19 protein-coding genes are annotated in these 22,177 nt (G+C 70.5%); 7 read left to right on the top strand and 12 right to left on the bottom strand.

Going from position 1 to position 22,177, the window contains the following annotated elements:
- Positions 1 to 191 precede the first annotated feature (191 nt).
- Together E1281_RS06065 and E1281_RS06060 are read left to right on the top strand one after the other, a co-directional pair.
- A complete protein-coding gene (locus tag E1281_RS06065) occupies positions 192 to 1,451 on the top strand; it encodes an oxygenase MpaB family protein (RefSeq protein ID WP_131876149.1) in 1,260 nt (419 codons plus the stop codon).
- 205 nt (positions 1,452 to 1,656) lie between these two features.
- Positions 1,657 to 3,252: a right-handed parallel beta-helix repeat-containing protein gene (locus E1281_RS06060; RefSeq protein WP_131876148.1), complete on the top strand. Its 1,596-nt coding sequence runs from the start codon at positions 1,657 to 1,659 to the stop codon at positions 3,250 to 3,252.
- A gap of 66 nt (positions 3,253 to 3,318) precedes the next feature.
- On the opposite strand, the gene E1281_RS06055 is transcribed toward E1281_RS06060, so the two are convergent.
- The 5 genes from E1281_RS06055 to E1281_RS06035 are packed head-to-tail and all read right to left on the bottom strand — an operon-like array spanning position 3,319 to position 8,191.
- A complete protein-coding gene (locus E1281_RS06055) occupies positions 3,319 to 4,605 on the bottom strand; it encodes an ABC transporter substrate-binding protein (RefSeq protein WP_243716642.1) in 1,287 nt (428 codons plus the stop codon).
- A 52-nt stretch (positions 4,606 to 4,657) separates the two neighbouring features.
- Positions 4,658 to 5,731 carry a branched-chain amino acid ABC transporter permease gene (locus E1281_RS06050; protein ID WP_131876147.1) on the bottom strand — a complete coding sequence of 358 codons (1,074 nt, stop codon included), beginning with the start codon at positions 5,729 to 5,731 and terminating at the stop codon, positions 4,658 to 4,660.
- Entirely contained in the window at positions 5,728 to 6,609 is an 882-nt protein-coding gene (locus E1281_RS06045; RefSeq protein ID WP_131876146.1) for a branched-chain amino acid ABC transporter permease, read from the bottom strand. Before E1281_RS06045 ends, E1281_RS06050 begins: the two co-directional genes overlap by 4 nt.
- 2 nt (positions 6,610 to 6,611) lie before the next feature.
- Positions 6,612 to 7,376: an ABC transporter ATP-binding protein gene (locus E1281_RS06040; protein WP_131876145.1), complete on the bottom strand. Its 765-nt coding sequence runs from the start codon at positions 7,374 to 7,376 to the stop codon at positions 6,612 to 6,614.
- Between the two features lie 41 nt (positions 7,377 to 7,417).
- Positions 7,418 to 8,191, bottom strand: coding sequence for an ABC transporter ATP-binding protein (locus tag E1281_RS06035; protein WP_131876144.1), 774 nt, complete (start codon positions 8,189 to 8,191; stop codon positions 7,418 to 7,420).
- Positions 8,192 to 8,388: 197 nt separating this feature from the next.
- Between E1281_RS06035 and E1281_RS06030 the strand changes: the two genes are divergently transcribed.
- Together E1281_RS06030 and E1281_RS06025 are read left to right on the top strand one after the other, a co-directional pair.
- The gene (locus E1281_RS06030; protein ID WP_131876143.1) at positions 8,389 to 9,807 is read left to right on the top strand and encodes a helix-turn-helix domain-containing protein; all 1,419 of its coding nucleotides are present in this window, start codon (positions 8,389 to 8,391) and stop codon (positions 9,805 to 9,807) included.
- Positions 9,794 to 11,263, top strand: a complete 1,470-nt coding sequence (locus tag E1281_RS06025; protein ID WP_131876142.1) for a long-chain fatty acid--CoA ligase — start codon at positions 9,794 to 9,796, stop codon at positions 11,261 to 11,263. Before E1281_RS06030 ends, E1281_RS06025 begins: the two co-directional genes overlap by 14 nt.
- Before the next feature lie 34 nt (positions 11,264 to 11,297).
- Here the strand turns inward: E1281_RS06025 and E1281_RS06020 are convergent, their stop codons facing one another.
- The gene (locus E1281_RS06020) at positions 11,298 to 11,963 is read right to left on the bottom strand and encodes a dienelactone hydrolase family protein (RefSeq protein WP_131876141.1); all 666 of its coding nucleotides are present in this window, start codon (positions 11,961 to 11,963) and stop codon (positions 11,298 to 11,300) included.
- Between the two features lie 157 nt (positions 11,964 to 12,120).
- Here E1281_RS06020 and E1281_RS06015 point away from each other — a divergent pair, with 157 nt between their 5' ends.
- A complete protein-coding gene (locus tag E1281_RS06015; RefSeq protein WP_243716639.1) occupies positions 12,121 to 13,302 on the top strand; it encodes a cytochrome P450 in 1,182 nt (393 codons plus the stop codon).
- On the opposite strand, the gene E1281_RS39990 is transcribed toward E1281_RS06015, so the two are convergent.
- The 3 genes from E1281_RS39990 to E1281_RS06005 all read right to left on the bottom strand — a co-directional run bounded on the left by E1281_RS39990 (position 13,303) and on the right by E1281_RS06005 (position 15,107).
- Positions 13,303 to 14,103 (bottom strand): SAM-dependent methyltransferase, encoded by an 801-nt coding sequence (locus E1281_RS39990; RefSeq protein ID WP_165958804.1) that lies wholly within the window; start codon positions 14,101 to 14,103, stop codon positions 13,303 to 13,305. It lies immediately after the preceding gene.
- Between the two features lie 112 nt (positions 14,104 to 14,215).
- Entirely contained in the window at positions 14,216 to 14,644 is a 429-nt protein-coding gene (locus tag E1281_RS39985) for a hypothetical protein (protein ID WP_165958803.1), read from the bottom strand.
- A 67-nt stretch (positions 14,645 to 14,711) separates the two neighbouring features.
- Positions 14,712 to 15,107, bottom strand: a complete 396-nt coding sequence (locus E1281_RS06005) for a PGPGW domain-containing protein (protein ID WP_243716637.1) — start codon at positions 15,105 to 15,107, stop codon at positions 14,712 to 14,714.
- A 289-nt stretch (positions 15,108 to 15,396) separates the two neighbouring features.
- On the opposite strand from E1281_RS06005, the gene E1281_RS06000 reads away from it, so the two are divergent.
- Both E1281_RS06000 and E1281_RS05995 read left to right on the top strand, forming a co-directional pair.
- A complete protein-coding gene (locus E1281_RS06000) occupies positions 15,397 to 17,700 on the top strand; it encodes a molybdopterin cofactor-binding domain-containing protein (RefSeq protein ID WP_131876137.1) in 2,304 nt (767 codons plus the stop codon).
- Positions 17,701 to 17,711: 11 nt separating this feature from the next.
- Entirely contained in the window at positions 17,712 to 18,188 is a 477-nt protein-coding gene (locus E1281_RS05995; RefSeq protein ID WP_131876136.1) for a (2Fe-2S)-binding protein, read from the top strand.
- Between the two features lie 132 nt (positions 18,189 to 18,320).
- On the opposite strand, the gene E1281_RS05990 is transcribed toward E1281_RS05995, so the two are convergent.
- The 3 genes from E1281_RS05990 to E1281_RS05980 form a co-directional block, all read right to left on the bottom strand.
- Positions 18,321 to 19,931, bottom strand: coding sequence for a cation acetate symporter (locus E1281_RS05990; RefSeq protein WP_131876135.1), 1,611 nt, complete (start codon positions 19,929 to 19,931; stop codon positions 18,321 to 18,323).
- Positions 19,928 to 20,290, bottom strand: coding sequence for a DUF485 domain-containing protein (locus E1281_RS05985; RefSeq protein WP_131876134.1), 363 nt, complete (start codon positions 20,288 to 20,290; stop codon positions 19,928 to 19,930). The genes E1281_RS05990 and E1281_RS05985 overlap by 4 nt, the downstream gene beginning before the upstream one ends.
- Positions 20,291 to 20,447: 157 nt before the next feature.
- Positions 20,448 to 22,175, bottom strand: coding sequence for a cation acetate symporter (locus E1281_RS05980; protein ID WP_131876133.1), 1,728 nt, complete (start codon positions 22,173 to 22,175; stop codon positions 20,448 to 20,450).
- Between the last annotated feature and the right edge of the window lie 2 nt (positions 22,176 to 22,177).

Here is a 22,177-nt window from a genome sequence, read left to right as displayed (position 1 = left end):
ACGGAGAGTACAGGTTCCACGATCCCTCCCGAGATGACCGATTCTGCCGCACTCCCCGGCTATCGGCACGCTAGGTCTTGCCAGGGTCGGGACAGTGTGCTGACAATGTGTCCAGCAACCGATGATACACAGATGCGATCCACGTTTCAGTGTATCAGCCGGTGCTCTTCCACCCCGAGGAGGCGCAAGTCATGGAAACACCCAGCAGGCGCAACGTGCTGATGACCGGCGGGGCGCTGGGCGCACTCGGTGCGCTGAGCGCGGCGGCTCCCGCCCAGGCGTCCGCGCTGTGGACGTGGTCCCCCAAGGGCTCGGTGGCGGGCGCGGGCGCCGGCGCCGACCCCAAGGGCGTGTGGGACCCGGAGGTCGACCAGCTGGTCGCCTCGCTGCTCGACGGGGGCGGCGTCCCCGCCGTCAACGAGAAGCTGAGGGCCTGGAGGACGAACGGCCAGACGCTGCCGAGCGGGCTGCCGGCCGAACTGCGCAACTGGATCGAGCAGGCCCGGCAGATGCCCTCCTGGACCGACCAGGGCAAGCTCGACGCGGCGGTCGACTTCAACGAGAGGCGGGGCCTCTACCTCGGGGTGACCTACGGGTTCGCCAGCGGGATGATGAGCACGGTCATCCCCCGCGAGGCGCGCGCCGTGTACTACTCCAAGGGCGGCGCGGACATGAGGGACCGCATCACCAAGACCGCCAAGCTCGGGTACGACATCGGGACGGCGAACGCCTTCAAGCCCAACGGCGAGATGATCGTCACCTGCGTCAAGACCCGGCTGGCGCACGCGGGCGTGCGCCACCTGCTGCCGCAGTCCCCGCACTGGCAGAAGGTCGCCGACGAGGAGAAGCCGATCAGCCAGGCCGACATCATGGTCACCTGGCACAGCCTGCCCACGACGGTCATGCAGAACCTCGTCAAGTGGAAGATCCCGATCCCCGCCGACGACTCCGCGGCCTTCCTGCACTCCTGGCAGGTCACCGCGCACCTGCTCGGCGTGCTGGACGAGTACATCCCCAACTCGTGGGACGAGGCCAACGCCCAGGCCAGGCAGGTCCTGGACCCGATCCTGGCCCCGACGCCCGAGGGCATCAAGCTGGCCGACATGCTGCTCAACCTGGCCACGATCGTCCCGGGCGGCCCCCTCAAGTACGTCACCAAGCCCATCCTCGGCGCGCTCACCCGGTACGTGCTCGGTGACGAGATCGCCGAATGGCTGCACATCCGCAGGTACCCCTTCTGGGACACGGTCTTCGAGGTCGCCTGGGAGCCCTTCATCCGGGTCCGCGAGGGCCTGCTCGAACTGGAGGACGGGCCTGGGCTCCTGCAGCAGTTCTACTGGCTCTTCGACGAGATCCTCCGCGTGGCGGCCCTGCTCGTCCTGTCCGGAGGAAACCTCCCCATCAGCATCGAGATCCCGACGGGCAACAACCCGGACTACCCCGACGACTGACGAGCGGCTCCCCCGACCGGCTCCCCGTGAACGCGGCACCGCAACGAACCGGGCTCGGAATTCCACCGGATTCCGAGCCCGCCCCGTTTCCCGTGCGACTTCTCGCGGAGACCGGTGACCTACCGGGGCGCGCGGGACCGGATGGCCCGATGTGGCCGGTGGGCGGGTCTGGGCAAGATTGCGAATGCCGTTCATATTCCCGGGCATGGGCAAGCGCACCGCAGTCGTCGCAGTCGTGTTCGCCGTGGTCCTGGGGCTGATGACCGCCCCGGCACTCGCCCACGCCGAACGCGAGGTCAGGTTTCCGGCGGGGACGGGGAAGGTCCCCGCCTACCGCGAGGCGCCGGCCTCACCCCGGCTGGTGGTGTGCAAACCGGAGTCGGCCCGGCTGATCGAGGGCTACACCGGCCGGCTGAAGACGCTCAACGAGCGGCTCCTCGCCGAATGTTCGTACCGGCACATCCAGGCGGCGGTGAACGACGTCACCGAGCGCGGCACGACGATCTACGTGCTGCCCGGCACGTACCGCGAGGAGCCGAGCCGGGCCGCCCCGAGCCCGGAGTGCGCCCCGCTGGAGGGGCAGGACCTCCTGACCTACGCCCAGCAGTACGCCTGCCCGAACCTCCAGCAGCTCGTCGCGGTCTTCGGAGACGAGACCCCGGACGACGACGACTACTCGTGCGACAGCCCCCGCTGCGATCTCCAGCTGGAGGGAACCGGCCGTGAGATCACCGACGTCGTCATCGAGGGCGGGTTCAGGCCCGACGGGACGTGGGCCAAGCTCAACGGGATCCGCTCGGACCGCGCGGACGGCTTCTACCTGCGCAACATCACCACGCAGCTGTTCGAGTTCAACGGCGTCTACATCCTGGAGCAGGACGGCTTCGTGATCGACCGAGCGCTGGCCCGGTGGAACGAGGAGTACGGCTTCCTCACCTTCGCCAGCGACCACGGCCTCTACACCGACTGCGAAGGCCACCACAACGGCGACGCCGGGATCTACCCGGGCTCGGCCTCACCGCTCAACGGCCGCCGACACTCCATCGAGATCCAGCGCTGCGACTCCCACCACAACGCACTGGGCTACTCGGGCACCGCCGGGGACTCCGTCTACGCGCACGACAACACGTTCCACCACAACTCGGCGGGCGTCTCGATGGACAGCGCCTTCCCCGGCCACCCGGGCCTGCCGCAGAACCACGCGACGTTCGAGAACAACCTGATCCACAGCAACAACGTCAACTACTACGGCAACGTCTGGGACGGCACCTGCGCCAAGCTCCCCAGGGACCGGGGCCACGAACGCGGCGTCGTCTGCCCCGCCCCGCCCGTCCCTGTCGGCACCGGGCTCCTCCTGGGCGGCGGCAACGACAACGACTACGTGCACAACCGCCTGTACGACAACTGGCGCAGCGGCTTCCGGCAGATCTGGGTACCGGCCCCGCTCCGCGGCGAGAACGACCTGCTGAAGTTCCGCGACACCTCGCACCGCAACCGCTACACGAACAACACCTTCGGCGTCGCGCCGGACGGCCGGACCCTCCCCAACGGCCTGGACGTGTGGTGGGACGAGCAGGGCGACGGCAACTGCTGGCAGGACAACACCTCGTCCTGGGGCACGGTCAGATCCGACCCGGCCACCCTCCCGGACTGCGAGCATCCGTCCGGCTGGACGATCTTCTCCCCCTTCGGCAACCTCATGAAGGTCCTGGCCGCCCTCCCCTGCTCCGAATACGGCCGAGACAAACCCCGCCCCGAAGGCTGCACCTGGTTCGACACCCCCGCGCAGCCTGCCCCGTGAGCCGGTGAAAAGGCCGCCGGCCCGGCTGCTCGGGCAGCCGGGCCGGCGGTGGGGTGGCGTGGGTGGTCACTCGCCGACCGGGCCGAACTGCTTGCGGGTGTCGATGACCTCGCCGGTCAGGGACCAGCGCTCGTCCTTGAACTCCATCATCTGCATGGACTCGATCGGGAAGCCGTCGCCCTCGCCGGTCTGCATGGTCACGCCGGGCAGCAGCATCGGCACCTCGACGTTGTTCAGGCTGCGCACCGAGTCGCGCAGGCCCTCGCGGGTCTTGCACTCGGCGGCGTCCATCGTCTTGTGGAAGCTGCTGGCCACCGCCCAGCCGAAGGCGTGGTACGGAACGGCCGGATCGGCGCCCGGCGCGTACTTCTTCATCTTCTCCTTGTAGAGCTTCATCTCCGCGTCGTCCGCCCACTGCGGGTCGTTCGGGTCCTTGTAGTACGTGGAGGACACGACGCCCTGGACGTTCTCGAATCCGACCGGCTTCAGCACCGTGACGGACGCGGCGACGTTGTTCAGGATGTGCAGCGGGTTCCAGTCCGTGATCTTGGCGTCGGCGGCCAGGGCCTGGGAGCCGAACTTCGGCGTGGTGATGTTGAGGAACACGTCGGCGCCCGAACCCGCCAGGTCGCGCATCTGCGGCTCGACGCTCGGGTCGGTGACCTCGTAGCTCTTCTCCTGGACGATCTTGATCTTGCTGCCCTCGATCGCCTTCTTGAAGCCGCCCAGCAGGTCCTCGCCGAAGTCGTCGTTCTGGAACAGGACCGCGACCTTGGCCTCCGGCTTCTCCGTCTTCAGGTGCTGGGCGTAGACCCGCCCCTCGGAGACGTAGTTCGGCTGCCAGCCGATGGTCCACGGATGCTTGTCGTCGCTGCCGAACTTGGAGGCGCCGGTGGCCACGAAGACCTGCGGCACCTTCCGCTGGTTCGCGTAGTCCCAGGTCGCCGTCGTCGACGGCGTGCCGAGGGTCTGGAACAGCGCGAACACCTGCTCCTGCTCCACGAGCCGGCGGGCCTCCTCGACCGCCTTGGGCGGCTGGTAGCCGTCGTCGCGGACGACGAACTCCACCTTGCGGCCGTCGAGCCCGTTCTTCTCGGCGTTGACGTAGTCGAAGTAGGCCTTGATGCCCTTCGGGATGTCGCCGTAGGCGGAGGCCGGGCCGGACAGCGGGTAGATGCCGCCGAGCTTCATCGTGGAGTCGGTGATACCGGTCGTCTGCTGCCCCTCGCACTCACCGGAGGCGGTGCCGCCGCCGTCGTCGCCGCGCCCGCCGCAGGCCGCCGCGGTCGTCGCCGCCAGCAGCACGGCCGCCGACACCGCCGTTCCCCGCCGCAGCATCCCCCGGTTTCGCACTGACCCGCCGCCTCGCAGTGACCGGCCGCTTCCCGTTGATCGACGCATGCCCTTACCCTTTCCGGAGGATCCTGCCGAGCTTCTTCTTGAGCCATTGCTCGGTACGTCCGCCCAGTCCGGCCAGCCCGGTCGGGGCGACGTACATCACCGTGATGATCAGCAGCCCGAAGATGACCCCCGGCGCCGCCTTGTTGAGGTCCTGGGACAGGCTCGGCACGAACATCACGAACAGGCCGCCGAGCAGCGGCCCCCAGGCCGAGCCGAGGCCGCCGATCACCATCCCGGCCAGCAGCGTGATCGAGAGGTTCACGGTGAAGGAGTCGGGCGAGACGAACCCGATCGTCCACGTGTAGAGGCAGCCCGCCGCGCCCGCGAACATCGCGCTCCAGGCGAACGCGAGCCGCTTGTAGGAGGCGGGCTTGACGCCCATGACCTCGGCCGCCGCCTCGTTGTCGCGGACGGCGTGCAGCGCCCGGCCGACCCGCGAGCGCAGCAGGAAGTACGCCGCCGCGGACGCGAGGAGCGTCCCGGCCAGGGCCAGGAAGTACAGCCACTGGTCCGGCGCGAGTCCCGTCCATCCGGGCGGTTCCGGCTTCTCCAGCGTGAGGCCCATCGACCCGCCGGTCACCGACTCGAACCGCTTCAGCAGCGGGACGAGGAAGATCGCTATGGCGAGCGTGACCAAGGCCAGATACAGCCCGTGGAGCCGGGTCGCCGGAATCCCGAACGCCAGCCCGATCACGAACGCCAGCGCGGCCGCGAGCGGGAACGTCAGCAGGTAGGGCAGTTCCCAGTGGAACATCATGATGGCCGCGCCGTACGCGCCGACCGCGAAGAACGCCCCGTGGCCCAGGGAGATCTGCCCGGCGTGGCCGACCAGCAGGTTCAGCCCGATCAGCGCGACCGCGTAGACCATCACCATCGTGAGCTGGAAGACCCGGAACGGGACCAGCTGGAACGGCGCCGCCACCGCCAGCAGCAGGAAGACGCCGAACAGGATCCGCCGCCATTGGCTCACGCCTGACGCGACGATCCGTTCCCGTGGCGTCTCCGGCCCGGTCCGCCGCCCGGCGGGCTCTGCCGCCTCCGCCCGCGTGGTCTGCGTGGCTTCCACGGACTCGCTCATGCTCTCTCCACCGCCGCTCGTCCGAACAGGCCTTGGGGGCGCAACAGCAGGACGCCGAGGATGATCGCCAGCGGTACGCCGATCTTCAGGTCGGAGCCGATGGCGTCCACGTACGACCCGGCGAGCGTCTCGGCGACGCCGACGATCAGGCCGCCGACCACGGCGCCGAGCGGGCTGTCGAAGCCGCCGAGGGTGGCCGCGGCGAACGCGTAGATCAGGACGCCGCCCATCATGTTGGGCTCCAGGAACAGCAGCGGCGCGACGAGGACGCCCGACACCGCGCCGACCATGGCGGCCAGGCCCCAGCCGAACGCCAGCATCCAGCCGACCCGGATGCCGACCAGCCGCGCCGAGTCGGGGTTGGTGGCCACCGCGCGCATGCCGAGGCCGACCTTGGTGTAGCGGAACAGCAGGTAGAGCAGGCCCATCACGCCGCCCACCACGGCGAGCACGCCGAGCGTGGAGTAGCCGAGGCTGACCCCGCCGGCGCGGAACGCACCGGACGGGAACGGGTTGGGGAAGTCCTTGATCAGGAACGTCCAGATCCAGCCCGCCGCGGCGTTGACGAAGATGAACAGCCCCACGGTGACGATCACGAGGGTCAGCACGGGGGCGCCCTCCACCGGCCGGATGATCACCCGTTCGATCAGCATGCCTCCGGCGAACGAGATCGCCAGCGTGAGGACCAGCGCGAGCCAGAACGACATGCCGGCGTTGACGAACGTCCAGGCGATGTAGGTCGCGAACATGGCCAGCTCGCCCTGGGCGAAGTTGACGATGCCGGTGAACTGGTAGATCAGCACGAGCGCGAGGGCCAGGCTCGCGTAGATCGCGCCGGCGCCCAGCCCCGCCACGAACTGCTGCAGGAAGTCGGCCATGTCTAGATCCGGTATCCGAGGTAGGACTGGGCGACCTGCTCGTCGGCCTTGATCTCCGCCGCCGACCCCGACAGCACGATCCGGCCGCTCTCCAGCACGTGCGCCTGCCCGGCGATGCCCAGGGCCAGATGTGCGTTCTGTTCCACGACGACCACGGTGGTCCGCTCCTCCTGGTTGATCGATTGGACGATGCCGAACAGCTCCCTGACCACCAGCGGGGCCAGGCCGAGGGACGGCTCGTCCAGCAGCAGGAGCCGGGGCCGCGACATCAGCGCCCGCCCGATCGCGAGCATCTGCTGCTCGCCGCCGCTGAGGCTGCCCGCCTCCTGCTTGAACCGCTCCTTCAGCACCGGGAAGTAGCCGTAGACACGTTCCATGTCGGCCTGGACCTCGGCCCGGTTCCGCCGTGCGTACGCGCCGAGCCGCAGGTTCTCCTCGACCGTCAGCGGCATGAACGTCCCGCGTCCCTCGGGGACGTGCGCCACCCCGCGCCGCGCCACGGCGTCCGGTGAGCGCGCGGGCAGCGGGCTTCCGTCGAGGCGGACGGCGCCGCGCCCGCGGATCATCCCGCACAGCGCCCGCAGGAGGGTCGTCTTGCCCGCCCCGTTCGGCCCGAGGATCGCGCAGATGTCGCCCCTGCCGACCCGCAGGCTCACCCCGTGCAGGACGCGCACGTCGCCGTAGCCCGCATGGAGGTCGTCCACCTCCAGGTAGCCCTGGCCGGCGCCTTCGGCCGCGGTCTCCGTCGATTCCTTCGCCTCGCTCATGCTGTGCTCCCCGCTCGCCTCCGGGGCGCTCTTCGGCTCCCTCATGCCGCGGTCCCCAGGTAGGCCTCGATGACGGCGGGATCGCGCTGGACCTCCTCGGGCGAGCCCTCGGCGATCTTCTTGCCGAAGTCCAGGCAGACGACCCGGTCGCAGGTGCCCATCACGAACCCCATGTGGTGCTCGACGACGATCACGGTCACGTCGAAGTCGTCGCGGATCGACTGGAGCCAGCCGGCGAACTCGTCGATCTCGCCGTGGCTGAGGCCGTTGACGGGCTCGTCCAGCAGGAGCAGCCGCGGTTTGGCGGCCAGCGCGCGGGCCAGCTCGACCCGCTTGAGGATGCCGAACGGCAGCCCGGCGGCGGGATGGTCGGCGATGCCGGCCAGGTCCAGCCGCTTGAGCAGCTCGCCGGCCTCGCCGCGCAGCCTCCGCTCCTCACCGCGGACGGACGGCAGCCGCAGGCTCGCGCCGACGAACCCGGCCCTGCCGTGGGGGTGCGCGCCGACCATCACGTTGTCCCGCACGGACATCCGCTGGAACAGCCCGAGGTTCTGGAACGTGCGGGCGATGCCGAGCGCGGCGATGGCGTGCGGAGGGACGGTCAGGAGGTCCCGCTTGTTCTGGGCGCCGTCCTCGTAGGTGACCGTGCCGCCGTCCGCGTCGTACCGGCGGGTCAGGCAGTTGAACAAGGTGGTCTTGCCGGCACCGTTGGGTCCGATCAGGCCGACCATCTCACCGCTCCGCACGGCGAAGCCGACACCCCCCAGTGCGGTGATGCCGCCGAAGCGGACGGTAAGATCGTGAACGTCCAGCATCCGGCCTCCTGAGCGCGGGCGGTCACCACAGAACGGTGTTCTGGTGCAGGGCCCTCACCGTAAAATCCGCCGCTCAGGACGCACATTGGGCACGGGAACCCAAGATGCGACCTGGGTATTGTCCGTGCCGCACAGCGTGCATCTCGGACATGTCACGGACCGTTGACGCTGGGGAGATAGCCAGCAATCATCCGCACATGTCCGCTGCATTCGGCACGGGAACGCTCAGCGGTACGGAGACTCTCCGTACCGAACGCTCACGAATACTCGCCGAACTGCTCGATGTCGTCGGCGATCTGGCGGACAAGGCCGTCGAGACCATGCGGCGGGAGATCCCCGCCTACGAGGCGAGGGGCGCCGAGTTCCGCGCCGACGTCCGCGAGCAGGTGGTCAGGCACTACCGCACCAAGCTCGCCGTCCTCCTTGAGGAACGCACGGTCACGTTCGAGGACATCGCCTTCACCCGCCGCGCGTCGATGCGCCGCGCCCAGGCCGGATTCGACCTGGCCGACTACATCAACGCGTTCCGCGTCGGCCAGCAGGTCTTCTGGGAGGCGGTCGTCGAGCACGCCGGCCGGTCGTACGCCGGGCACGAGGCGGCGCTGACGCTGGCGTCCCCGCTGATGCGGTACTGCGACTTCGCCAGCACGCACGCCGCCAACGCCTACGCCGAGTTCCACCAGTACGCCGCCGCGGAGACCGTCCGGGAGAGCCGCGACCTCGTGGAGCTGCTGCTGGACGGGGAGGCGCCCACCCGCGGGCCGCAGCTCGCGACCGCGCACGCGCACGGCCTGAACCCCGACACCCGCGCCCCGCTGGTGGTGGTGGCGGCCGTGCTGGTCGGGGCCGACATCAAGGCGGACGCCCGGCACGCCGCGTGCGCCGCGATCGCCCGGACCGGGATCACCAAGCACCGCACGCTCTCGGTCGTCCGGCAGGCGGAGATCGTCGCCGTGCCCGCGCTCGGGCCCGGCGGCGACCCGGAGAAGCTGTGCGACCGGCTCCAGTCCGTCCAGAAGGACCTCCTCGCCGAGGGCATCGTGCTGGCGATGGGCATCAGCACGGTGGTCGAGGGGACGGGGCAGATCCCGCGCGCCTACCAGGAGGCGCGGGGGATACTGGAGTTCCTGCCCGAGGACGGCGGCGTGGCGGCGCTGCCGCGGATCTCCCCGTTCGAGTACATGGCGCTGCGCGCCGACGACACCGCCCGGCATCTCGTCGACCCCCGGGTCGCGGAACTGCTGTCGGAGGACCGGATGCGCGGCGGGGTGCTGACCGCGACGATCCGGGCGTTCGCCGCCGCCGACCTCAACCTGCGCGCCGCCGCCGAGCAGCTGCAGATCCACCACAACACCGCCCAGTACCGGCTCCGCCGCATCCAGGAGCGGACCGGGCGCAACCTCCGGCACTTCACCGACCTGGTCGATCTGCTGGTCGCCATCGCCCTTCAGGACGTGCTGCCACCGGTCACCAAGTCACCGAGCACCCGGCCACCGAGGACCCGACCAGCAGCCGCCCGGCCACCGGCCACCAATCCCGGGCGGGAAAGACTGGTCTCCGCGACCAATGAGACGGACGGGGACGCCGACGTACCGTCGGCCCATGAACCTCGCTGAGCGGCTCCGGGCCGCCGCCGAACGGCTCGGCGGGCGGACGGTTCTCACGCTTGACCGGGAGGAGCTCAGCTATCACGCGCTGGAGCTGATGAGCGCGCGGATGGGTGTGCTGCTGCGGCGGCGCGGGATCCGGCCGGGCGACCGTGTCGCGGTGATGCTCCCGAACGTCCCCGAATTCGCCGTCGTCTACTACGGCGCCCTGCGGATCGGGGCGGTGGTCGTCCCGCTCGATCCGCTGCTGAAACGGCGGGAGATCTCCGCGTACCTCGACGACAGCGGGGCCCGGCTGGTGATCGCCTGGCACGCCTACGCCGAGACCGTCGAGGCGGGGACGGCCGACGCGCGCACCGACTACATGTTCGTGGTGCCGGGCGAGTTCCGGCGGCTGCTGCGCACGATGCCGGCCGACCACGAGGTCTGCGCGAGGGACGCCGGCGACACCGCGGTGATCCTCTACAGCGCCGGGACGACGGGACGGGCCAAGGGGATCGAGCTGACCCACGCCAACCTCCGCGGGAACGCCGCGACGGTGGCGCGGATGCTCGCGCTCGGGGTGGACGACGTCGTCCTCGGCGCGCTTCCGCTGTACCACGCGTTCGGCCAGACGTGCGCGCTCAACGCCACGATCCACGCGGGCGGGCGGCTCACGCTGCTCCCCCGGTTCGACGCGGGCCGCGCCCTGGAGATCATCCGGCGGGACGGCGTGACGGTGTTCCAGGGCGTCCCGGCGATGTACATCGCGCTGCTCGACCAGCCGGGCGTGTCGGACCTGTCGCTGCTGCGGATCTGCGTGTCCGGCGGCTCGGCGATGCCGCTGGACGTGCTGCGCGAGTACGAGACCCGGTACGACTGCCCGATCATCGAGGGCTACGGGCTGAGCGAGACGTCCCCGCTGTCGGCGTCCAACCGGGGCGGCGAGGGACGCCGCCAGGGGTCGATCGGGCGGCCCGTCCGCGAGGTGGAGATGCGGGTGGTCGGCGACGACGGCCGGGAGCTGCCGTGCGGCGAGATCGGGGAGATCCTCGTGCGCGGGCCCAACGTCATGAAGGGCTACTGGAACAACCCGGAGGCCACCGCGGAGGCGATCCGCGACGGCTGGTTCCACACCGGCGACCTGGGCCGGGTCGACGACGACGGGTTCTTCTTCCTCGTCGACCGCCGTCGCGACGTGATCATCCGGGCGGGCTACACGGTGTATCCCCGGGAGGTCGAGGAGGTCCTGTACGAGCACCCCGCGGTGCGCCAGGCCGCCGTCATCGGCTTCCCCCATCCGGAGCTCGGCGAGGAGATCGCAGCGGCCGTGGCGCTGCGCGCCCCCGCGGGCGCGGACGAGCTGCGCCTGTGGGTCCGGGAGCGCGTCGCCGCCTACAAGTACCCGCGGCGGATCTGGTTCGTGGACGAGATGCCGACCAGTCCCACCGGCAAGATCCTCAAACGCTCGCTGCCCATGCAGTAACGGCCCACTGCGCTCGGAACCCCGGGGCGTGTGGTCAGGGCACCGTGGCGGGTTGGGTGAGGTAGCGGTCGAACCAGCGGGCGGCCATGTTCGTCACCTGTTCGAGCGTGCCGGGTTCCTCGAACAGGTGCGAGGCGCGCGGGACGACCTCCAGCTTGTGCTCGGCGGCGTGCATCCGTCCGGCCGCGTCGTCGTTCAGGCGCAGGACCTGCGGGTCCCGTGCGCCGACGATGAGCAGCACCGGGGCGCTGACGCGTTCGAGGGCGTCCCCGGCCAGATCGGGGCGGCCTCCGCGGGACACCACCGCGCCGACGCGTCCAGGACGTCGCGCCGCCGCGGCCAGGGCGGCGGCGGCCCCGGTGCTCGCGCCGAACAGGCCGATCGGCGACCCGGCCGTCGGCGGCGCGGCGGCGAGCCAGTCGATCGCGCCGACCAGGCGCCGGGTGAGCAGGGCGATGTCGAAGCGCAGCTCGCCGGTGGCGACGTCGACCTCGTCCTCCTGCGCGGTGAGGAGGTCGATCAGCAGGGTGCCGATCCCCGCGTCGTTGAGGCCGGCCGCGACGGCCCGGTTCCGCGGGCTGTGCCGCGAGCTTCCGCTGCCGTGCGCGAACAGCACCACACCGCCGGGCTCGTCCGGAAGGGCCAGATCACCCGGCAGCGCCGCATCTTCAAGATCGATGGTGACGTCGGCGATGTTCATACCGCGGGGGCTACCCCGTGGGCCGGGCCGCATGCGGCTCACCGGGCCGCGCCGGCGGTGCGCGGCCGCTGGCCGCTATCGGTCGCCTGACGATCATGGTGTGGTGTTCGGGAACGAGTCGGGAGATGGTGGTCACCAGGCGACAGGGAGGCCGCACGTGGGCGTGGAGTTCAATCCCTACGATTTCGTCCAGGCCGACGCGGACCCCTACCCCGTGTACGCGCGGCTGCGCGAGGAGGCGCCGCTCTACCGGAGCGAGGAGCTGGACTTCTGGGCGCTGTCCCGCCACGCCGACGTGGTCTCCGCGTTCCGCGATGCCACGCGGTTCTCCAGTGCCAACGGGCCGCTGCTGGAGCAGCGGGCCTGGGGACCGCAGGCGCGCAAGGCGATGTCGTTCATCGCGATGGACCCGCCCGAGCACACCCGGATGCGCCGGCTGGTGTCGCGCGCGTTCACGCCCCGGCGGATCGCGGAGCTGGAGACCGGCATCCGGGCGATCGCCCGGCGCCATCTCGAGGCGGCGCTGGAACGCGGCGAGTTCGACCTGGTCACCGACATCGCGGCGCCGCTGCCCACCGACGTCATCTCCGAGCTGGTCGGCGTCCCCGAGGCGGACCGGCCCGAGCTGCGCCGGCTGGCGGACGCGGCGCTGCACCGCGAACCGGGGACGCAGGAGATCAGCCAGGAGGGCGCCACCGCGCTCCTGGAACTGGTGGGGCATTTCGCCGAGATCGTGGCGGACCGGCATCGGCACCGGCGGGACGACCTGGCCTCCGCGCTGCTGGACGCCGCCGTGGACGAGTCCTCGCTGACCGACGAGGAGATCATCGCGTTCCTCCACCTGCTGGTCGGGGCGGGGAACGAGACGACCGCCAACCTCCTCGGCAACGCCGTGTACTGGGCGTGGCGGCACCCCGACCAGCGGGCCAAGGCGTTCGACGGCCGGGTCGCCGGGTGGGTCGAGGAGACTCTGCGCTACGACACCCCCGCGCCGACCCAGCTGCGGACCCTCACCGAGGACGTCGAACTGCACGGGACGCGGCTGACCGCCGGCAGCCGGATCATGCTGCTCCCCGGCGCGGCGAACCGGGACCCGAGGGTCTTCGAAAGGGCAGAGGAGTACGACCTGGACCGGGACACCGCCGAAATGGCGAGTTTCGGCAGCGGCCCGCATTTCTGCCTGGGTGCGGCGCTGGCCCGGCTTGAGGCGCGGATCGTCCTGGAAGAGATCGTGGACCGGGTGGCCGACTACGATCTGAACCCTTCCGCCGGACGGCGCCGCCAGTCCATCCACATCCGGGGGTTCGCGTCCCTCCCGATGACGGTCACCGCCCCCTGATCAGGGCTTGCGCGCCACCGCTCCGAGCCAGGTGTCGCGAAGGTCGTCCCGGATGACCGAGGGGGCCGGCGCGGCCCATTCTGAAATGCACGCGAGACCCGGATCGAGCTTTTCCAGGCCGTCCAGGAACCGTTCGATATCGGGGACGTTCCTCGGATGCATGGGGGCGTTGCTCTTCGCGAACACGTCCATTCCCGTCCGGTTGTCGTCCGGCCTCGTCCGGCGCACCTCCTCATCGGTGATATGGGAGATGACCAGATGGCTTCCCGGGCACATCGCCTCGGTGAGGACCCTGATCGACCGGTGCGGATCATCGGTGTCGGCAATGAAATGCAGGACGGCCGTGACAAGCACGCACAGCGGCTCGTCGAAGGCGATCAGGCGGCGGGTCTCGGGATGGGCGAGAATCGCCTCCGGACGCCGCAGGTCCTCCTCGACGACCGCGACGGTACCGGGATCGTCGGCCAGCAGCGCACGGGCATGGGCGCACACGTTCGGGTCGTTGTCGACGTACACCACGTGCGAGCCGGGCACCTGCCGGTGGGCGATCTGGTGAACGTTGTCCATGGTGGGCAGACCGGTCCCGACATCGAGGAACTGGCGGATCCCGTACCCGGCCACGAGCCGCACGGCCCGTCCGATGAACTCCCGGTGCTGGCGCGCGTACAGGGGCGCCAGCGGCTCCACCTCGGTCAGCCGGTCGGCGGCGTCCCGGTCGGCGGCGAAGTTGTCCTTGCCGCCGAGCATCGCGTCGTAGATCCGGGCGATATTGGGGACGCCGGTGTCGAAATTCGGTGGCATGGGACTCTCCGCGGGCCAGGAGACGCAACGATATCCACTGTCCCCTGCGGGCGCCCTCGCATCCGGCGGCATGCGGCCGGATGCGGCCTTCCGGCGTCCACTCCACCGGGCGTCACGGGTAGGGAACGGGTTCCGCTTCCCGGTCCCGCGTCCGCTTGACCGTGAAGAAGCCGATGAGCGCCGCGAGCGCCGCGACGCCCTCGCCCGCGAGACTGATCGTCTTGTCCATGTACCAGGACGGGTCGTACATGTTCTGCAGCGGGCCCAGCTGCCCGACATCGACGAAGTAGTAGAGGATGACGGCGCCGGCCGCGCTCGCGGCGACCAGGAACGCGATCGCGTACGTCCACCTGCGCGCCCACACCAGGACGAGCACGGCCGCCGCGGCGGCCGCGGCGGCCTGGCCGTAGAACAGCGTGTCCCCCGGGATGGTGTCGGTGGGGGTGTTGGGTCCCGGTGCCATGTCAGGCGCGAAACGCCAGTGGATGACGGCGTCCGCCGCGAGTCCCGCGGCGACGAGGAGTCGAAGAACAATGCCCATACCCATTGCACGGTCATACCCCGCCGCCCGGATCAATTCCGCGGCGTGAAACTCGGCGCGGCGGAGGTCAGCCGGGCCGCCGCGCCCTGACGCGCCGGAAGCTCCAGTACATGAGGGCGAAGATGATGATCCCGGACAGGATCAGGCCCGATCCGGTGCTCCATCCGCCGAGCGGCAGCCGCCACCCGACGCTCGGCAGCCGCGGATCCAGACCCCACACCACGCCCGCGCCGATCAGGGCCAGCCCCGTCAGCACCGAGCCGGTGAGGCGCCACCACGAGGTCACACTCTCCTCGGCCGCCTGGATCGCCCGTACCCGGACCGGCTCGACGAACCGTTCCACGGACGGGATCGCGCGCGCGAGAATGAGCAGCCCGGCCAGTACCAGGAGCATCCCCGGCCCCGGCAGGACGAGCAGCGCGATACCGGTCAGCAGAACAGTGCCGCCTATGACAGCCAGCACACCACGCTTCGCGTGACTCCCGTACCCCATGCTCCCCCTCCGACCGACCGCGCCCCGCACTACGTTACCGACGCGGTGCCAAGCAATAGAAGATCTTGAGAGCGCGAGAGCCGCCGAGCCCGCCGGCCGCGTCCGCTCCTGGATCAACGCCGCGTGACCCGCGGCGGTCTGCGTCGTCTTATTGGCGATACGCCAATAAAGTCTTCAAAGGAGGGCGGCGGTATGCCATGCTTGCCGCGTTCCCTAGTAAGCGGGCAGTTACATCCCGCCCCGACCGCCCGGAGGCCCCATGGAGCACGATCCTCCACGATCGAACGAACCCGGCGAGGGGCCGCGGCGCCGGAGGTTCCTCGGCTATCTGATCACGGCGCCGACACTGGCCGTCGCCGTGCAGTGGACCGGTGATCCGGCCGAGGCGCGGGGGCCGTCCCTTCCCCAGCCGGAGGAGGTCTTCGACGTCGGTGACCTGGTGCGGCTCGCGTCGGCGCCGACGTCGGGGCTGGTGGCCGTCCAGGTGCACGAGGACGGCACGGCGTCGTTCGCCCTGCCCCGTGCCGAGGTGGGGCAGGGCATCACCACGACCGTGGCGATGCTGATCGCCGAGGAGTTGGACCTCCCGCTGGACAAGGTCACCGTCAGCCTCTCCGACGCCCGGCCCGAGTTGCTGTTCAACCAGTTCACCGGCGGCTCCACATCGGTCCGCTCGCTCTACACGCCGGTGCGGACGGCCGCGGCGATCGCGCGGAGGCGGCTGGTGGCGACCGCCGCGCGAGCCTGGCGCGTGGACGCGTCCAAGCTCACCACCGAGGACGGTGCGGTGCTGGGCGGAGGCAGGCGGGCGTCCTACGGGTCGCTGGCGAAGGCCGCCGCGGTGTCGCGCACCACCCGGGTCTCGGCGTCGCCGAAGACGATGTCCCGGTTCACCGTCGTGGGCAAGCCGACGAACCGGGTGGACGCCCTGGCCGCCGTGACGGGACGCAAGAAGTTCGCCATGGACCTGGACGTCCCGGACGCCCTGCCGACGATGGTGCGGCGACCGCCGACCATCGACGGGACGGTCGAGTCGGTGGGCAATGCCGCGGCCGTGCGGGCCATGCCCGGGATCACCGACGTCGCGGCGCTCAAGCACGGGGTGGCGGTGCGCGGGCGGACGTTCGGCCAGTGCATCGACGCGGTCAGGGCCCTGGAGGTGACCTGGCGTCCCGGTCCGGTGGCCGGGGAGTCCGACGACACGGTGCTGGCCAAGCTGCGCAAGGCGGTGCCGAGGGTGTCGGGCCCGCCGCTGTTCAGCAAGACCGTCGACGCCGAGTTCGCCTTCATGTTCGCCAGCAACTCCCCGCTGGAACCTGACGTCGCGGTCGCGGACGTGCGCGCCGGCGGTGCCGAGATCTGGGCCAGCCTGAAGGTCCCGGGCGACGCGCAGAGCGAGATCGCCAAGCGCCTGGGCCTGCCGGTGTCGGCCGTCAAGGTGCACGTGGTGGAGGGTGGCGGTTCGTTCGGGCGGCGGCTGCACACCGACGCGGCGGTGGAGGCGGCGGATATCTCCAAGAAGATGGGCAAACCGGTCAAGCTGTCCTGGTCCCGGACAGACAGCGTCCGCCAGGGACGCACGCATCCGATGAGCGTCTCCCGTGTCCGCGCCGCCTACCGCGGCGGGGACGTGGTCGGCTACGAGCAGCGGCACGTCAGCACCCAGACCAGCTTCAGCCACGGCTTCGGCGACATGGTCACCGCCAACGCGGCCGACATCCCGATCGTCGTCAACGACGCCATCGCCCAGGTCTTCTTCCATCTGAGCCAGTCGACGCCCTACAAGTTCGGCCAGACCAGGCAGACGCTGACCGAGGTGCCGCTGAAGTTCAAGACCGGGAGCATGCGCAACGTCTACTCACCGAACGTGGTGTGCGCACGGGAACTGGTCGTGGATCGGCTCGCCGCCGAACTGGACGAGGACCCGGTGGCCTTCCGCCGTCGGTTCCTGGAGCACTCCAAGACGCGCGCCGTCCTGGACAAGGCGGCCTCCGAGGGCGACTGGGGGCGGTCCCTGCCCGACGGAGTCGCCCAGGGCATCGCCCTGGCCGCCGAGTACCGGTCCGCCTGCGCGGTCCTCGTCGAGCTCGACTGCCGTCCCGAGACCGTCGACCGCCCGATCAGGAACGGCGTCACCGGGCCCCGCGTGACGCGCGCCCTGGTCGTGGTGGACGTGGGACTGCCGATCAACCCGCGCGGGCTGGACGCCCAGATGATCGGCGGCCTGAGCGACGGCATCGCGATGGCGCTCACCTCCAGCCTGCACATCAAGGACGGCATCCCGCTCGAAGGCAGCTGGGACAACGACTTCTACACCCGCCAGTGGAACACCCCGCTGGAGACCCGCGTGATCGTCATGCCGCCCAGCGGCGACGAGCCCGGCGGCGCGGGCGAACTCGCGGTGGCCCCGGCCCTGGCCGCCGTGGCCTGCGCGTACGCCCGCGCCACCGGGACGATGCCGACCCGGTTCCCCATCAACCACGCCACGCTCTCCTTCGATCCCTTCCCGCTGGAGCCGTCCACCCCGCAGTCCCCGACCGACGGCCTTGACCGCGCCTTCTAGAGGAGCCCGACGTGCCGACTCACACCTTCAGGCTCAACGGCGAGCAGATCACCGTGCAGGCCGAGGACGACGTCCGCCTGCTATGGGTGCTGCGCGACCTGCTCGGCGTCACCGGCCCCAAGTACGGCTGCGGCATCGGCGTCTGCCAGGCCTGCACCTCCCACGTCAACGGCAAGGCGGTCAACATCTGTTCTGTGCCGGTCTCCCAGGTCGGCCCGGACGACGAGGTCGTCACCATCGAGGGCCTTCCCGCCACCGTGGGCCGCGACCTCCACCCCATGCAGGAGGCCTGGCTGGAGCGGGACGTCGCCCAGTGCGGCTACTGCCAGCCAAGACAGATCATGTCCGCCGTGGCCAAGGTCCGCCAGGTCCGGTCCGAAGGCCGCGACATCACCGACGCCGATCTCGACGAGCTCCGCAACATCTGCCGCTGCGGCACCTATGCCAGGATCCGCGACGCGATCAGATCCGGCGCCCGCAACATGTGACCGAGCCCCGCCCCGGGGCGGGGGGCGGGGCCGCGGACCGCGCGGAACCGGGCGACGGTCGCCCGCGCGGCGGGTCCGGGTGGACCCTGTTCCTCCTCCGGGCAAGGGGTGGGACGCGCGGAGGAGAAGGATTCAGTGTTTGGTCGCCTTTTCGGCGCCCGCGCCCGTGAGGGAGCGGACCTCGATCTCGGCGTACTTCTGCGCGTTGTACTCCTTGCTGAGAATCGTGCCGATGTAGCCGCACAGGAAACCGAACGGGATGGAGATGAGCCCCGGGTTGCTGAGCGGGAACCAGCTCCAGTCGGAGTCGGTGAACAGGGCCTGCTCGTCGCCGGAGACGACCGGGGAGAAGGTCACCAGGAAGAGCGCCGCGCCGAGGCCGCCGTAGATGGCCGAGACGGCGCCCGAGGTGTTGAACCGCTTCCAGAACAGGCTGTACAGGATCGCGGGGAGGTTGCCGGACGCGGCGACCGCGAACGCCAGGGCGACGAGGAACGCGACGTTGAGGCGCTGGGCGAAGATGCCGAGCACGATCGCGACGGCGCCGATGACGAAGGCGGAGATGCGGGCGACACGGACCTCGTCCCGCTCGGTGGCCTTGCCCTTGCGGAACACGTGGGCGTACAGGTCGTGCGCGAAGGACGAGGACGAGGCCAGCGTCAGGCCGGCCACGACCGCCAGGATCGTCGCGAACGCGACCGCCGCGATGACCGCGAGGAGGATCGTGCCGCCGGCGTCCCCGAAGATGATCTCACCGATGCGTTCGGCGAGCTGCGGTGCGGCGGTGTTGCCGGCCGGGTTGGCCGCGGCGATCTCCTCGCTGCCGACGAGGGCCGCGGCGCCGAAGCCGAGGACGAGGGTGAACAGGTAGAAGGTGCCGATGAGGCCGATGCCCCACATCACGGACCTGCGGGCGTCGCGGGCCGTGGGGACGGTGTAGAAGCGGATCAGGATGTGCGGCAGTCCGGCGGTGCCGAGGACGAGGGCGAGGCCGAGGCTGATCAGGTCGAGCTTGCCGGACAGGCCCTGCTCCTCGGTGCCGTAGCGCAGCCCCGGGTCCAGGAACGCCTCGCCCTTGCCGCTCTGCTCGGCGGCGTCGTTGAGCAGGCTGGACAGGTTGAAGCCGAACTCGACCAGCACCAGCAGCGTGACCAGGGCGGCACCGGTCATCAGCAGGACGGCCTTGACGATCTGCACCCAGGTGGTGCCCTTCATCCCGCCGAACACCACGTACACGATCATCAGCACGCCGACCAGCGCGATCGTGGCTCCCTTGGCGAACTCGCTGGTGAAGCCGAACAGCAGGGCGACCAGGGCGCCCGCGCCGACCATCTGCGCCAGCAGGTAGAAGATCGACACGGTGATGGTGGAGACCCCGGCGGCGGTGCGGACGGGACGCGGGCTCATCCGGAACGCCAGGACGTCCGCCATCGTGAACCGGCCCGAGTTCCGCAGCAGCTCGGCGACGAGCAGCAACGCGACGAGCCAGGCGACCAGGAACCCGATGGAGTACAGGAAGCCGTCGTAGCCGTACAGCGCGATCAGGCCGGCGATCCCGAGGAAGGACGCGGCGGACATGTAGTCGCCGCCGATCGCAAGGCCGTTCTGCGCGCCGGAGAAGGAGCGGCCGCCGGCGTAGAAGTCCGTGGCGTCCTTGGTGTTGCGGCTCGCCCACACGGTGATCGCGAGGGTGGCGGCAACAAAGGTGAGGAACAGGAGAATCGACAGGGTTTCGTTACTCATCGGCCGTCCTCCGCGGTTCCGGAGTTCTGCGCTTCCTCCGCCTCGATGTCGCCACGGATCTTGTCGGCGACGGGATCGAGGTTGCGCCCGGCGTGCCGCGAGTACAGGTACGCGATGCCGAACGTGCTGACGAACTGCAGGAGCCCGAAGATGAGCCCGTAGTTGACGGCGCCGAAGAGCTCCGTGCCCATGAAGCCGCGCGCCCACCCCGAGAGCACGACGTAGAGCAGGTACCAGGCGAGGAACGCGATGGTCATGGGGAATGCGAACTTGCGGAATCTGCGCCGGAGTTCTTGGAACTCCTCGGTGCCCTGGAACCGTTCATAGACGGTGCCGGAGGCGTTCTTATCGACGGACACGACCGCCCCTCCTCTGTTGTGACGCCGGTCACGCGCCACGCTATGGAGGTGCCCGAGAACGATCGAGGGGGCGGGCGGAGGGCTGCGGTCAGCTGCCGTTCATCGTCGCCGGTCTGCGCTCCCCGTCGACGAACGGTTCATTTCGCACGATGAACGGTCAGACCCGTTTGGGACGCCACGTCCCGCGGTCGACGGCGAGCGACTCCGGAGTGTGCAGGCGCACCATCATCCGCGCGACACCGGGCGGTACCCGTCCCGGCGTGCACAGCGACACGACGATCATGGTGGTGAACGCGATCGGGACCGTCCACGCGGCGGGCTCGGCCAGCAGCGCGCCGATGAGCCCCTCCGGCGGGCCGGCCGCGATCGTCACGATCACCGCGGTGCCCGCCGAGGCGCCGCCGGCGATGAGGCCGGCGAGCGCGCCCGGGACGGTCAGCCGCCGCCACCAGACCCCGAGGACGAGCAGCGGGCAGAACGTGGACGCGGCGACGGCGAACGCCAGCCCCACGACGTCGGCGACGGGGAGCGAGCGCGCCGCGACGGCCAGCGCCAGCGGGACGATGAGGGCGAGCAGCGTCCCGGCGCGGAACGACCGCACGCCGCCGCGCAGGATGTCCTGGGCGATCACCCCGGCGACGGACACGGTGATCCCCGACGAGGTCGACAGGAACGCGGCGACCGCGCCCCCGGTCACCAGCGCGCCGAGGAGGTCGCCCCCGATGCCGCCGATGAGCCGTCCGGGCAGGGTGAGGACGACGGCGTCGGCCCGTCCGGTCATCAGCAGTTCCGGGGTGTACAGGCGTCCGAGCGCCCCGTACACGGCGGGCAGCAGGTAGAAGGCGCCGAGCAGGGACAGGACCATCACGGTGGTCCGGCGCGCGGCCCTCCCGTCGGGGTTGGTGTAGAAGCGCACGAGGACGTGCGGGAGCCCCATCGTCCCAAGGAACGTCGCGAAGATCAGCGAGTACGTGGCGTAGAGCGAGTGGGGGTGGCCGTCCAGCGGCATGGCCCATTGGCGGTCGGTGGCGGCGGGCCTGTCGCTGACGTGGGGCACGTCGGCGCCGGCGGGGAAGGTGACGGACGTGTTCTGCGCGATGTGGTGCCGGCCGGGGTGCAGGGTGAGCGAGGCGTTCTCGTGGGACCGCCCGTCCACCCGTCCGTCCACGACGACCTGGACGGGGTCGGCGACGTCGACGGTGACGGCGAGGCCGACGGAGACGGTCGTGCGGTCGGAGAACTGCGGCGGCGTGTCCGCCTTCAGGCCGGGCGCGCCGTCGTACTGCCAGGCCAGCAGCAGGAAGACCAGCGGGACGGCGAGCGCGGTGAGCTTCATCCAGTACTGGAACGCCTGGACGAGCGTGACGCTGCGCATGCCGCCGACGAGCACGTTGACGGCGACGACCACGGCGACGAGGACGCCGCCCGTCCACACCGGCGCGCCCGTGACCGTCCGCAGCACCAGCCCGGCGCTCTGGAACTGCGGCAGCAGGTAGAGCCAGCTGATCAGCACGACCAGGATGCTGGCGACGCGGCGCACCGCCATGGACTCCAGCCGCGCCTCCGCGAAGTCGGGCAGCGTGTAGGCGCCCGAGCGGCGCAGCGGCGCCGACACCAGGACGAGCAGGACCAGGTAGCCGCCCGTCCAGCCGACGGGGAGCCACAGCATGTCGGCCCCGTGGGCGAGGATCAGCCCGGCGATGCCGAGGAAGGACGCGGCCGACAGGTACTCGCCGCCGATCGCCGACGCGTTGCGCAGCGGCGTGACCGTGCGGGACGCCACGTAGAAGTCGGAGGTGGTGCGGGAGATGCGTCCGAGCACGCCGATGAGGATCGTGGCGACGACGACCAGCACGACTCCGGCGAGCCCGTACGCGGTGTTCATTC

The sequence above is a fragment of the Actinomadura sp. KC345 genome (assembly GCF_004348515.1).
Lineage (GTDB): Bacteria > Actinomycetota > Actinomycetes > Streptosporangiales > Streptosporangiaceae > Spirillospora.
The sequence above is the reverse complement of the archived record's forward strand: the minus strand, read 5'-3'. Positions and strand labels throughout refer to the sequence as shown.